Source organism: uncultured Ruminococcus sp. (assembly GCA_902785355.1).
Taxonomy (GTDB): domain Bacteria; phylum Bacillota; class Clostridia; order Oscillospirales; family Acutalibacteraceae; genus Ruminococcoides.
Genome location: CACZYF010000045.1, coordinates 1 through 13231 on the forward strand (window position 1 = coordinate 1; position 13231 = coordinate 13231).

Sequence of the window (13231 nt, forward strand, 5' to 3'; positions counted from 1 at the left end):
AGCGAGTAGATGTAGAAGCCGACCTTGCTCTTAGCGGTGACATCCCAGCCGGACTTGCCTGCGTCGAAATAAAGCTTGGTGGATTCTGTTTCCACTGCGCCGGTATTGACGGCGGAGATCGCCAGGACAGATACCGCCAGCATAACCGCCAGCATTAAAGAAATCAATTTACGTACTTTTAACATGAAAAAACCTCCTAAAATTATTGTAATTATTATTATAACACATTTAAGCGTTATTTTCAATTATATTCTGAGAGGTTGCGTATATAAATTTTTGGATTAGAATTGAGCTGTTTTTTGATTTTTTTAGTTGCACCGGAACCGACTCTGTGATACAATAATATATTGTATATCAGAAATGACTTTTATCCGAAAGGTGTGAAAAAATGAAATCTATCCTACGCCACTTCACCCCGCGCGGTTGGCTCGCGACGGTGGGCGCTGTCGTGTTGATCGGGCTGTCGGTGTGGCTCGAGCTGTTGATGCCCGACTACACCAAGGAGATCACCTCGCTGTTGATCCTTCCCGGCTCTTCGATCGGCGATCTGCTCTGGGCGGGCGGCAAGATGCTTTTGTGCGCTTTGGCAAGCCTGCTTGTCAGCGTACTGGTCGTAGCGGTGACCGGTTACCTCGCCGCCGACTATTCCTTCAATGTGCGTGCGAAGCTCTACGATGCGGTCGAGGGTTTCTCGATGGCGGAGATCAACCGCTTCTCCACCGCTTCCCTGATTACCCGCTCCACCAACGATATCACCCAGGTACAGACCATCATTGTGTTCGGCTTGATGATGATTGTCCGTGCGCCGCTGATGGCGGGGCTCGCGATCACCAAGATCACCGACAAGAGCGCCGAGTGGACCTTTTCCGCCGCGATCGCTGTTGTTATCGTGATCGTCGTGCTCGGCGTATGCTTTATCTTTGCGCATCCGTTGTTTCAGCGTATCCAGACCCTGACCGATAACATCAACCGTATCACCCGCGAGAACCTCACCGGTCTGCGCGTGGTGCGCGCCTATAACGCCGAGACTTATCAGAAGAATAAGTTTGAATCCGCAAACGCCGACATCACCAATAATAATATGAAGGCGCATCGTATCATGTCGATCATGATGCCCTCGATGATGCTGGTGATGAACGGACTCTCGCTGATCGTCTACTGGATCGGCGCCTACCTGATCGAGGGCGCGCCGCTTGCCGGTAAGGCGGGGCTGTTTCTCGACATGACCGTCTTCTCCCAGTATGCGCTCATGGTCATCATGGCGTTCATGATGCTGAATATGATCTTCATCATGGGTCCCCGTTCGATGGTCGCCGCGAAACGTATCAACGAGGTCATCGATACCCCGTCCTCCATCAGCGACGGTAAGGGCGTCGAGCATACCGATACCGAGGGCGAGATCGAGTTCCGCAACGTCAGCTTCCGCTATCCCGATGCGTCCGACGATGTGCTCAAGGAAATTTCCTTCAAGGCGAAGAAGGGCGAGACCGTCGCGATCATCGGCTCCACCGGCTGCGGCAAATCCACCCTGATCAACCTGATCCCGCGGTTTTATGACGCGACCGGCGGCGAGGTGCTGGTGGACGGTGTGAACGTCCGCGAGTACACTCTTGAACAGCTTCACAATAAGATCGGCTACGTTCCGCAGCGTGCGGTGCTCTTCGCCGGTACGATCAATACCAACGTCGCGATGGGCGATAACGGCACTGCCGGTTATACGCAGGAGGATGTTGCCCGCGCCGTGAGGATCGCTCAGGCAAAGGACGTCGTTGAGAACTACCCCGAGGGATACGAGCATCCTGTCGCTCAGGGCGGCTCCAACCTCAGCGGCGGACAGAAGCAGCGTATCTGTATCGCCCGCGCCGTCTGCCGTAATCCCGAGATCCTGATCTTTGATGACAGCTTCTCGGCGCTCGACTACAAGACCGACCGTGTTCTGCGCGAGACCCTGAAGAAGGAGACTGCGGGCACGACCAATATCATTGTTGCCCAGCGCATCGGTACCATTAAGGACGCCGATCAGATCATCGTGCTGGACGAGGGCAGGATCGCCGGAATCGGCAAGCATAAGGACCTGCTCGATAACTGCACCATCTACCGCGAGATCGCGTTATCACAGCTGGGAGAGGAGGAGTTGAAGAATGTCTGAGAAGAATAACTCCGCCCCTCAGTATATCAGAAAGAATCGTGAGGCGCTGATCGGCGCCGACAGTAAGCGCCCTCAGGCGCAGAAGGGCATGGGAGGCCCGCGGGGCGTCGTGACCGAGCGCTCCGATAATTTCGGAGAAGCGTGGAAGAAGACGCTGGGTTACGCGAAGCCCCAGCTCCCCGCGATCATCGTCGCGATGACCTGCGCCGTGATCGGCACGATCATTGCGCTGATCGGCCCCGGACAGATCCAGAAGATCACCGACCTGATCACGAAGGGCATCACGGGTCATATCGACCTCGACGCGGTGACCGCGACCTGTACCTTCCTCTTGGTCCTGTACGCCGTCAGCTGGCTGATGAACTTTGTACAGCACTTCATCATGGCGACCGTTGCCCCGACAATCAGCCGCCGCATGCGTACCGATATCACCGAAAAGACCAACCGTCTGCCGCTTAGCTTCTTTGACTCGACCTCCTTCGGCGATATCCTCAGCCGCATCACTAACGATATCGACACCATCGAGCGTACGCTCAACCTTTCTATCGCCCAGTTCATCACCTCGATCGCGCTGTTTATCGGTTCGGCGGTGATGATGTTCGTCACCAACTGGATCCTCGCTCTGACCGCGATCGTCGCTTCTGTCCTCGGCTTCTTCCTGATGTCTGTGATCATGAAGCGCTCTCAGCTCCACTTCAACCGTCAGCAGCGCCACCTCGGCGCTATCAACGGCCATGTCGAGGAGATCTACGCCGGTCATAACATCGTCAAGGCGTATAATTATGAGAAAGAAAGCAAGGAGGAGTTCAGCCGCATCAACCGCCATCTGCGCGACTCGGTATTCAAGAGCACCGCGCTGTCCGGCGTGATGCAGCCGCTGATGACCTTCATCGGCAACCTCGGCTATGTCGCTGTATTCATCGTCGGCGCACTTCTGGTGCGCGGAGATATGATCTCCTACGGCGTGATCATCGCTTTCACCATCTATGTCCGCCTGTTCACCCAGCCGCTCCAGCAGCTCGCCCAGAGCTTTACCAATATGCAGAGCACCGCGGCAGCCGCGGAACGCGTATTCGAGTACCTCGACGAGGAGGAGCTCTCCGATGAGAGCAACAAGACCCGTACCCTCGATAAGGTGAAGGGCGACGTTCGCTTCGAGCATGTGCGCTTTGGCTATAATCCCGACCGTATCATCATCAAGGACTTCTCCGTCGATATCAAGGCGGGCCAGAAGGTCGCGATCGTCGGACCTACCGGCGCCGGTAAGACAACCATCGTCAACCTGCTCATGCGTTTCTATGAGCTCAACGCCGGTCGAATCTTTATTGATGATGTGCCGATCGACGAGCTGACGCGAGAGAATGTCCACGAGCTTTTCTGCATGGTATTACAGGATACATGGCTCTTTGAGGGCACGGTGCGCGAGAACCTCGTTTACAGCAAGGAGAACGTCACCGACGAGGAGCTCGACCGCGCCTGCAAGGCGGTGGGTATCTACCACTTTATCCACACCCTCCCGCACGGCTACGATACGATCCTCGATGATAAGGCGAGCCTGTCCGCCGGTCAGAAGCAGCAGCTCACCATCGCCCGCGCGATGATCGAGAACGCGCCGCTGCTGATCCTCGACGAGGCAACATCATCCGTCGATACCCGTACCGAGCGCATTATCCAGAAGGCGATGGATAGCTTGACCGAGGGCAGAACCTCGTTTGTCATCGCGCACCGTCTCTCGACCATCAAGAACAGCGATCTGATCCTCGTGCTGAAGGACGGCGATATCATCGGCTCCGGCACGCATGAGGAGCTGCTTGCCGAGGGCGGTTTCTACGCCGACCTGTACAACAGTCAGTTTGAGCAGAGTGCGTGAGCGATCTGCAATACTGTGCCTGAGGCAAATTGCGGGTACCTGCCCGCACCGATTGATCTGATAAAGGGGTAAGAATTATCATGAAAATATGTGTATATGGAGCCGCGTCCAACGCGATCGGAAAGACCTTTCTGGATGCGGGACATGAGCTGGGGGAAAAGCTCGCGAAGCGAGGTCACAGCCTCGTTTTCGGCGGCGGAAGCTCCGGTATGATGGGTGCTGTCGCCCGCGGTACTCACGACGGCGGCGGACATATCACCGGTATCGCGCCTTCGTTTTTCAACGTTGACGGGATCCTCTATCCTCTCTGCGACGAGATCATCTATACAGACACCATGCGCCGGCGCAAGCAAAAGATGGAGGAGATGAGCGACGGCTTTATCGTATCCCCCGGCGGGATCGGTACCTTTGAGGAATTCTTCGAGATCCTGACCCTCAAGCAGCTGGGCAGGCTCTCAAAGCCCATTGCCATTCTCAACACTGATGGCTACTATGATTCGCTGCTTGAAATGCTGCGCCATACCGCTGAGACCAATTTTATGAGCGAAAAGAACTTTGCGCTCTTCTTTGTCAGCGACGATATCGACAAGGTGATCGATTATATCGAGAATCCGACTGAGATCGGATTCGACGTAAAGGAGCTCAGGCGGCTGTAATCGCGTATTGCATTTTTACCGGAAATATACTATACTGAATAAGTACGTAAATCTTGCGGATTTATCCGCTTTACAGGAGTGAACACCAATGTGCAAGGAATGTGAGAAAAAACCGTATTATATCACCACGGCGATCGCTTACACCTCTCGTAAGCCGCATATCGGCAACAGCTACGAGATCGTGCTGACCGACGCGATCGCGCGTTATAAAAGAATGCTGGGCTATGACGTCTTCTTCCAGACGGGAACAGACGAGCACGGTCAGAAGATCGAGATGTACGCTCAGGCGGAGGGCTGTACGCCCAAGGAGTATGTTGACAAGGTTGCGGGCGAGATCCGCGCGATCTGCGACGTGCTGAACACGTCCTATGATTACTTCATCCGCACGACCGACGAGAAGCACGAGAAGGTCGTACAAAAGATCTTCAAGAAGCTCTATGAGCAGGATGATATCTACAAGGGCAGCTACGAGGGTCTGTATTGTACTCCCTGCGAGAGCTTCTGGACGGAGTCCCAGCTCGTAGACGGCAAGTGCCCCGACTGCGGCAGAGAGGTCAAGCCGATGAAGGAGGAGGCGTACTTCCTGCGTCTTTCCAAGTATCAGAAGCAGCTCGAGGAGTATATCGAGAGCCATCCCGACTTCATCTATCCCGAGAGCCGAAAGAAAGAGATGCTCAACAACTTCATCAAGCCCGGCCTGCAGGATCTCTGCGTATCCCGTACCAGCTTCAAGTGGGGCATCCCCGTTGATTTTGACGACAAGCACGTGGTCTATGTCTGGATCGACGCGCTCTCCAACTATATTACCTCGATCGGTTACGATCCCGACGGCAGCAGCGATCAGTATAAGAAATTCTGGCCTGCCGACGCTCATATCATCGGCAAGGATATCGTTCGCTTCCATACCATCTACTGGCCGATCATGCTGATGGCGCTGGGTGAGCCGCTGCCTAAGCAGGTTTACGGCCATCCGTGGCTGCTGTTCGGCGAGGATAAGATGAGCAAGAGCCGCGGTAACGTCATCTATGCCGACGAACTGGTGAAGATGATCGGCGTGGACGCGGTCCGATATTACCTGCTCAGCGAGATGCCCTTCGCGAACGACGGCTCCATCACCTATGATACCATCGTCGAGCGCTTCAACTCCGACCTCGCGAATACTCTCGGCAATCTGGTCAACCGTACCGTCGCTATGAACAACAAGTATTTCGGCGGCGTGGTACAGGAGCCCTCTGTCAAGGAGCCCATCGACGACGAACTCGCGCAGTTCTGCCTCGATACCGTGAAGAAGGTCGACGATGCGATCAATGTTTTCCATATGAGCGACGCGGTCGAGGCGGTTATCAACCTCGCAAAGCGCTGCAACAAATATATTGATGAGACTACTCCGTGGGTACTGGCTAAGAGCGAAGATACCAAGCCCCGTCTGGGTACGGTGCTCTATAATCTGCTTGAAGGAATCCGTTATATCGCGGTGCTTCTCCAGCCCTTTATGCCCGATACCAACAAGGCGATTCTGGAGCAGATCAATTGCGATATTGCCGACTACGACAGCCTGAGCTCCTTTGGCGGTTACAAGGCCGGTACACAGCTGGGTCAGGCGACTCCGCTGTTCGTTCGTATCGATCCCAAGCAGTTTGAGGCTGATCTCGAAGCGATGCAGAAGGCTAACGCCGAGAGCGAGAAAGCGATCGAAGAGATCGCCGACGAGGCCGCGTTTGTTCTGCCCGAGCATAAGCCCGAGATCGCCTTCGATGATTTTGAGAAGGTCGAGCTGAGGGTCGCGAAGGTGCTCGCCTGTGAGAAGGTCAAGAAGAGCAAGAAGCTCTTGAAATTCACCCTCGACGACGGTGAGGGCGAGCGCACCATTCTCTCCGGTATCGCCGAGTATTACGATCCCGAGGAGCTTGTCGGTAAGAACATCGCCTATGTCGCGAACCTCGCGCCCCGTAAGATGATGGGTATCGAGAGCTGCGGCATGATCCTTTCCGCCGAGAGCGGCGACGGACTGAAGGTCGTCACCATCGACGACAGCATCCTCCCCGGCGGATCCTTAGTATAATCAATAAAAGCACGGCGGGCGCACAGTGCATTGTTGCTCCCGCCGTTACTTTATAAAGGTGAAATATGCTGACAAATATTTTTGACGCACACGCGCATTATGATGATAAATGGTTCGATGACGATCGGGAATCCTTGCTTGCGACCATGCCCGAGAACGGCGTTTCCTATATTGTAAACGCCGCTGTCGATCTCCTGACGGCAAGGATTGCGATCGGCTATGCCGAGACCTATCCCCATGTCTATGCCTGCGCCGGTATCCACCCCGAGAACCTCGAGGGGCTCGCCCCTGATTATCTCGATCAGTTGACTGAGTTGTTAAAGCACCCGAAGGTGGTCGCCCTCGGTGAGATCGGGCTCGACTATCACTGGGATATCCCGCGCGAGTTGCAGAACCGCATCTTCGAGGAACAGCTGATGCTCGCGAAGGAGCTGGACGTACCGGTCGTGATCCATGACCGTGAGGCGCACGGCGATGTGATGGCGCTGCTGAGAAAGTATCAGCCCAAGGGTCTGATGCACTGCTTCTCCGGTTCGGTGGAAATGCTCAAGGAGGTCATGAAGCTCGGCATGAGCATATCCCTCGGCGGCACCGTCACCTTCAAGAACGCCCGCGTACCCGTTGAGGTAGCGGCGGCGGTTCCTCTCGACCGCCTGCTGCTCGAGACCGACGCGCCTTACCTCAGCCCCGTGCCGAACCGCGGCAAGCGCAACGACAGCCGCAACATCGCCTATACCGCTCAGCGTATCGCCGAGATCCGCGGCATGGACGCACAGGAGCTCGTCGATATCACCACCGAAAATGCTAAAAGATTGTACGGGATAAAATAAAAAAGCCTGTCATATTGACAAGGGCAGGAAACGTGTTATAATATTAATACAAGGAGCTATCCGATAGACGGTTAGCCCAAGCTGTTAGTTAAAATAACCGCCGCTTTAGCCGAGGGCGGTTATTTTTTATGCGTAAACATCAGTATGGTGAAGACCAGAGTGAGTATTCCTACGATCAACATAGCGAACGCTAATAATTCGCTATATGTAACGTACTGCATAAGAATCCCCCCTTTACAGTCAAGTATCAGAGGGACATACCCTCCGAGAAAAGAGGGTTAACCGCCTACCGTTATGGATAGTTCCTTGCATAGGTATTCTATCAAAGACATATTTGCTTGTAAAGAATTGTAGCAAAATCGTAATAGAAATTTGCAAAAGAGTAACCCCCCTGAACCCGCATAAAACCTGAACGCACCGCTCTGTCAACACCGTTTGAACAGGGTGGTGCTTGCTTTTTTCCGTTCTTCACTGTATGATGAAGTCAATCCAAGCGAAAGGATGGATCTACATGGAAAATAACCGCCCCGATTTTATGAAGAACCGCCCTGTGGCAGCACCCATGAATCAGGTCAAGGATGTCTACGGATCACAGAAGAAGTCCACGCGTATTACCCTGACTGTGCTCCTTGCCGCGGTCGACCTCGTTATCCTTGTGATCAGTCTGATAACGGGCAATTATATGGTGACGCTCATCTTCGCGCCGCTGCTGCCGCTTCTGGTGATCGCTGTCATCATCGGCAGGCGGGCTGACAGGCAAAACACACCCCCGCAGCCGTCACAACATCCCGACGCGCTCTTTCAGGAGCACGATGAGTAGAAAGGAAGTTTAAAATGGCAGAATTCGGTGAAAACATCCGCAGGGCGAGAGAGGAGCTGGGCGTCACCCAGCAGACGCTCGCGAATCAATTATATGTGACCCGTCAGGCGGTGTCACGATGGGAGAACGGCTCGCGTTATCCCGACCTGCTGACGGCTAAACGGCTTGCCGCGTCCCTCGATACGACCTTGGACGACCTGCTTGCCGACGACGATATGCACACCTATCCCGAGGTCAACCCCGTCATCGAGTATCCCTTATATAAAAGGATACAGACCGCCCTGTTCTCAGCGGCGTTCATGGTGAATCTGGTACAGTTCCTCTGGTATATCGGCTTTATGGTGATCGAATACCGCTTCATGCTTGATTGGGAGAGGGGCGGGGGAGTCGCGTCCATCGTGACTTCCGCCGTGATCACCGGAGCCTTGCTCTACGGGGCGGTTAAGTCCGCCCGTGATTCGGTAACGCCCCGCACAGCCGCACGGATCGCGACGATCATCATCGGCGTGGATATCCTCAACCAACTGGTGCTCCAATACTTCAATTGGCGCAACCGCCAATTTGATATCAACAGTATCACCGGGCTTTCGATCTATCTGTTCTTCGATATTGCGTTTATCGTGCTGGTGCTGGTGTTCTTTCTGTCTGAGAAGCCCCGCAGCCCGATCCCGATCTATATCGTAGCGGGCATCAACATCTTCATGGTCATTGCCGCCTATACGACGAGTCTGCTCGGCGCCGTCGGTACCGCCCAGATCACGAAGTTCATGATGACCTCCTCCCTCAGGATATTCGCGGTTTTGCTGATCCCCACCCTTTTCATCTATATGACCGCTGTTTTGTATCGCAAAAGACGATTGGCAAAGACCTGATTTTCGAACATCCTTATCCGAATAATCATCGAAAAACCTGTTATATTTCCCCTGAGAAATAATGAATATCGACCCCAAGATTTTGTGATTTTCGGTTATTTTTCTCCAAAATATATTAAAAAACGCTTTAATTTCCAACCGGAATTAACGGTTACAAAGTGATACGTTTTTTATTCAAAAAGGAATTAACGATTAACAAACTGATATGAAAATGCGTAACCTGTAACTGGTATTTTCTCATCTTCTCTGCTACAATATAATTGTAAGAAATGAAACAACTGTTCGAATAAATCAAGGAGATGATGACATGAAAATCAACGTTAGAGGAGAACAAGTTTCCGAGAAAATCATCAGAATGTATGTCAGCGAGCTGGTCAAGGCTCACCCCGACAAGAACATCGAGTCGGTCGACATCATCGTGGAGGGCGACAGCCTCAAGGTGAGGATGATGCATAACCTCGAGCGCTCCGCATGAAGGGCGAGCGGTGAAGATCTTCCGCCCGACCCCGATACAGCAGAATAATCGATATACCGCCGTTTCAGCCAGTTGAAGCGGCGGTTTTTGATATATGTCGTTACAGAGTAGCTTCTTGGAAGTTACGGGAGTTCATCGATCGTCATTGTGAGGCTCCGCGGGAGCCGTGGCAATCTCAACCGAATATCAGAATCACTCCCCGCTTGGGCGCATATCCGTTTCGATCCTCGCATACAATACCATATCATATTGTGTGAATCGGAGAGATACGAATGTTAACAGCATTACAGATCGAGGAGTATGCAGGCGGCTCCTTTTGGCATGTTTTTCGCCGTAACCGCGTGCGCGTCGGACACCGCTACTGTGACAGCGCAGCGGTAAAAAGCGTTGTCTATGAACATTACCGAGGCAAGCTCAACTGGACCACCATCGACCGCTTTGTCAAGGGCCAGCGAGACAGGCTCCTGTGTCCCGAGAGCGTCGAGCTGCCTGCCTTTCTCGGCTATCGCCGCTTTGAGTCGAGCGAGCTGAATCGCAGAATGTGCGGCAACGCCGCCTTATATCTCCTACGTATGGCGGAACGCCGCGATATCAAGACCGTGCTGGTGGATAGGGAAGGGGAGTGCCTTGACCTCTGCGAACGTCTTACTGAATATACCGAGCCGGTTTACGTAGTGACCGAGTCGCCTGAGCTGTACGCTGCCGAGGCGGAGTACCTGCTCAGCGAGAAGGGCGCGATCCTCCGCGTCAGTCGCAGTGCGGGCTGTCTGCGCGATGCCGATGTGATCATCAGCCCGCGATGTATTTCGAATGACCTGTGCTGTCAGCCGACGGCTGTACTCCTCTCCGGTGAGAAGCCCGCTTATCCTCAGCTGTCGCCCGTCATCTATGACTATACCTTTGAATTGCCGCAGAAGTACCGCGACGTCATGCCGCCGTACCTTGACGAGATGTACTTCGCATCGGCGCTGTACGCGCTCGCCCACGCGCGGGGACTCAGCGCGGAGTTGTTCACCCGCTGCGGCGACGGTACCGTGATACATACCCGCCAAAGCCTCGTTGAAATGCTGAAAAAGCGTCTCTCTGTTGCAGGTGATTTTAGCTGATGATCCCGCTTTTTTTTCTTTCCGCAGAAACCTGTTCATCCCGCAGATTCATTCTTGACATCGGTAGGGACTTGGCATATAATATAATCTGTATGCGAATATCCAATAAACTGAAAGGATGTATAACTATGGCTAAACCCGTAATGCTGACCGCCGAAGGCTTAAAACAGCTCGAAGAAGAGCTCGATCTCTTAAAAGGCGAAAAGCGTAAAGAAATAGCAGAGAAAATCAAGGTTGCCCGCTCCTACGGCGACCTTTCCGAGAACAGCGAGTACGATGACGCGAAGAACGAGCAGGCGATGCTCGAGGCGCGTATCGTCACCATCGAGGCGACCCTCAAGAATGCCGTTGTCATCGACGAGGAGGGTATCTCCAACGAGCATATCCATGTCGGCTCCAACGTCAGACTCCTGAACCTGCGCACCGACAGCGAGGTGACCTACAAGATCGTAGGCTCCAACGAGGCGAACCCCTCCGAGGGCAAGATCTCGGACGAGTCCCCCGTCGGTCTGGCGCTGCTCGGACATGCTGCCGGCGACGCTGTCGAGGTCGAGGTACCCGCAGGCGTGATCGGCTTTAAGGTGCTCGAGATCTTCAAGTAATTCAGGCTTCTTTTGGTAAAGGGAGCTGTCACCGTAAGGTGACTGAGGGATTGTATCATTGAGCGAGATCATCTCGCGATAACTGAATTATGAAATACTGAGGTTAGGATATATGGAAAATCTGAATGAAATATTAAGGCTCAGACGAGAGAAGCTCGCACTCTTACAGGCTGCGGGCAAGGATCCGTTTGTTATCACCAAGTTTGACCAGAGTCACCACAGCATGGACATCAAGTCGAACTACGACGAGCTGGAGGGCAAGACCGTCAGCATCGCTGGCAGAATGATGTTCAAGCGCGTGATGGGTAAGGCGTCCTTCTGCAACGTCCGTGACTTAAAGGGTGATATCCAGGTCTATGTCGCGCGCGATTCGATCGGTGTCGAGGAGTATATGGGCTTCAAGAAGCTCGACGTCGGCGATATTATCGGTGTGACCGGCGAGGTATTCAAGACCAAGACCGGCGAGATCTCGGTGCATGCCGCGACCGTGACCTTGCTTTCTAAGTCTCTGCAGACTCTACCCGAGAAGTACCACGGCTTGACCGATACCGACACCCGTTATCGTCAGCGCTACACCGATCTGATCATGAACGCCGAGGTCAAGGATACCTTTATCAAGCGTTCCAGGATCATCTCCACCATCCGTCGTTTCCTTGATGAGCAGGGCTTCATGGAGGTCGAGACCCCCATGCTGGTGCAGAATGCCGGCGGCGCTGCCGCAAGACCCTTCGAGACCCACTTCAATGCGCTCGACGAGGACTTGAAGCTCCGTATCTCTCTGGAGCTGTATTTGAAGCGCCTGATCGTAGGCGGCCTTGAGCGCGTGTATGAGATCGGCAGAGTCTTCCGTAACGAGGGTCTTGACACCCGCCACAACCCCGAGTTCACCCTGATGGAGCTGTACCAGGCGTACACTGACTATCACGGCATGATGGATCTGACCGAGGCGATGTACCGCCGCGTGGCGCAGGAGGTCAACGGCTCTATGCAGGTCACCTACGGCGAGCATGTGATCGACTTCGAGAAGCCTTTCGAGCGCATCACCATGGTCGACGCGGTAAAGAAGTACGCGAACGTCGACTGGAACGAGGTCAAGGACACCGCCCAGGCGCGCGCGATCGCGGACAGGCTCCATGTCGAGTATGAGGATCGTCACCAAAAGGGCGATATCCTCAGCCTGATCTTTGAGGAATATGTCGAGGAGCACCTGATCCAACCGACCTTCGTCATGGATCACCCGATCGAGATCTCTCCGCTGACGAAGAAGAAGCCCGACGACCCCGAGTATGTCGAGCGCTTCGAGATGTTCATCAACGGCTGGGAGATGGCGAACGCCTACAGCGAGCTGAACGATCCGATCGACCAGCGCGAGCGCTTCAAAGCGCAGGAGGCGATGCTCGCCGCCGGCGACGAAGAGGCGAACACCACCGACGAGGACTTCCTCAACGCCCTCGAGATCGGTATGCCCCCCACAGGCGGCATCGGTTACGGCATCGACCGCCTGGTCATGATCATGACCAACTCCCCCGCCATCCGCGACGTCCTCCTCTTCCCGACAATGAAGTCCTTAGATAAGTAACACCCCAAAACCCCAGTGTTTATGCGGGTTTCGAGAGTTGCGATGTCTCGGATTTACGCCATTTACGCCAAACTTACGCCAAACGGTGCAGAAAGTTGTGCAGAGCGTAATCAATCGCATATTTTAATGAATTTGACCTTGATGGATTCGTTTTCATCAAGGTCTTTTTTTGTTTGACGGATAGACAAAATCAGGCTGAAATGATATAAT

Annotated in this window: 12 protein-coding genes; 11 read left to right on the top strand and 1 reads right to left on the bottom strand. The window is 53.8% G+C overall.

Translation table 11 applies throughout. The features are described from left to right. Nucleotides 1-185 (bottom strand): hypothetical protein (locus R2I50_RS09175; RefSeq protein WP_316608849.1); only part of this gene is annotated, 185 nt, incomplete at its 3' end. Between the two features lie 203 nt (nucleotides 186-388). Between R2I50_RS09175 and R2I50_RS09180 the strand changes: the two genes are divergently transcribed. The 11 genes from R2I50_RS09180 (at nucleotide 389) to lysS (ending at nucleotide 13021) form a co-directional block, all read left to right on the top strand. Next, entirely contained in the window at nucleotides 389-2149 is a 1761-nt protein-coding gene (locus R2I50_RS09180; RefSeq protein ID WP_316608850.1) for an ABC transporter ATP-binding protein, read from the top strand. A gap of 88 nt (nucleotides 2150-2237) precedes the next feature. Further along, complete coding sequence (locus R2I50_RS09185) at nucleotides 2238-4019, top strand: ABC transporter ATP-binding protein (protein WP_316608857.1); 1782 nt, start codon at nucleotides 2238-2240, stop codon at nucleotides 4017-4019. An 80-nt stretch (nucleotides 4020-4099) separates the two neighbouring features. After that, nucleotides 4100-4675, top strand: a complete 576-nt coding sequence (locus tag R2I50_RS09190) for a TIGR00730 family Rossman fold protein (protein WP_316608851.1) — start codon at nucleotides 4100-4102, stop codon at nucleotides 4673-4675. An 88-nt stretch (nucleotides 4676-4763) separates the two neighbouring features. Then, nucleotides 4764-6737 (top strand): methionine--tRNA ligase, encoded by a 1974-nt coding sequence (gene metG, locus R2I50_RS09195; protein WP_316608852.1) that lies wholly within the window; start codon nucleotides 4764-4766, stop codon nucleotides 6735-6737. A gap of 65 nt (nucleotides 6738-6802) precedes the next feature. After that, nucleotides 6803-7567: a TatD family hydrolase gene (locus tag R2I50_RS09200; protein ID WP_316608853.1), complete on the top strand. Its 765-nt coding sequence runs from the start codon at nucleotides 6803-6805 to the stop codon at nucleotides 7565-7567. A gap of 511 nt (nucleotides 7568-8078) precedes the next feature. Beyond that, complete coding sequence (locus R2I50_RS09205; protein ID WP_201428264.1) at nucleotides 8079-8387, top strand: hypothetical protein; 309 nt, start codon at nucleotides 8079-8081, stop codon at nucleotides 8385-8387. A 14-nt stretch (nucleotides 8388-8401) separates the two neighbouring features. Further along, nucleotides 8402-9259 (top strand): helix-turn-helix transcriptional regulator, encoded by an 858-nt coding sequence (locus R2I50_RS09210; RefSeq protein WP_316608854.1) that lies wholly within the window; start codon nucleotides 8402-8404, stop codon nucleotides 9257-9259. Nucleotides 9260-9566: 307 nt separating this feature from the next. Continuing rightward, complete coding sequence (locus R2I50_RS09215; protein WP_201428756.1) at nucleotides 9567-9734, top strand: hypothetical protein; 168 nt, start codon at nucleotides 9567-9569, stop codon at nucleotides 9732-9734. Between the two features lie 272 nt (nucleotides 9735-10006). Further along, nucleotides 10007-10840: a hypothetical protein gene (locus R2I50_RS09220; protein WP_316608855.1), complete on the top strand. Its 834-nt coding sequence runs from the start codon at nucleotides 10007-10009 to the stop codon at nucleotides 10838-10840. A 122-nt stretch (nucleotides 10841-10962) separates the two neighbouring features. After that, nucleotides 10963-11442, top strand: a complete 480-nt coding sequence (gene greA / locus R2I50_RS09225; RefSeq protein ID WP_316608858.1) for a transcription elongation factor GreA — start codon at nucleotides 10963-10965, stop codon at nucleotides 11440-11442. A gap of 112 nt (nucleotides 11443-11554) precedes the next feature. Continuing rightward, nucleotides 11555-13021 (top strand): lysine--tRNA ligase, encoded by a 1467-nt coding sequence (gene lysS / locus R2I50_RS09230; protein WP_316608856.1) that lies wholly within the window; start codon nucleotides 11555-11557, stop codon nucleotides 13019-13021. Nucleotides 13022-13231: the final 210 nt, after the last annotated feature.

What these genes read in the sequence shown, in the direction of transcription:
- R2I50_RS09220 (WP_316608855.1), top strand. Translation starts at nt 10,007, where the DNA reads ATGTTAACAGCATTACAGATCGAGGAGTATGCAGGCGGCTCCTTTTGG.
- R2I50_RS09185 (WP_316608857.1), top strand. Translation starts at nt 2,238, where the DNA reads ATGGGAGGCCCGCGGGGCGTCGTGACCGAGCGCTCCGATAATTTCGGA.
- R2I50_RS09215 (WP_201428756.1), top strand. Translation starts at nt 9,567, where the DNA reads ATGAAAATCAACGTTAGAGGAGAACAAGTTTCCGAGAAAATCATCAGA.
- R2I50_RS09205 (WP_201428264.1), top strand. Translation starts at nt 8,079, where the DNA reads ATGGAAAATAACCGCCCCGATTTTATGAAGAACCGCCCTGTGGCAGCA.
- R2I50_RS09210 (WP_316608854.1), top strand. Translation starts at nt 8,402, where the DNA reads ATGGCAGAATTCGGTGAAAACATCCGCAGGGCGAGAGAGGAGCTGGGC.
- R2I50_RS09180 (WP_316608850.1), top strand. Translation starts at nt 389, where the DNA reads ATGAAATCTATCCTACGCCACTTCACCCCGCGCGGTTGGCTCGCGACG.
- lysS (WP_316608856.1), top strand. Translation starts at nt 11,555, where the DNA reads ATGGAAAATCTGAATGAAATATTAAGGCTCAGACGAGAGAAGCTCGCA.
- R2I50_RS09190 (WP_316608851.1), top strand. Translation starts at nt 4,100, where the DNA reads ATGAAAATATGTGTATATGGAGCCGCGTCCAACGCGATCGGAAAGACC.
- R2I50_RS09200 (WP_316608853.1), top strand. Translation starts at nt 6,803, where the DNA reads ATGCTGACAAATATTTTTGACGCACACGCGCATTATGATGATAAATGG.
- metG (WP_316608852.1), top strand. Translation starts at nt 4,764, where the DNA reads ATGTGCAAGGAATGTGAGAAAAAACCGTATTATATCACCACGGCGATC.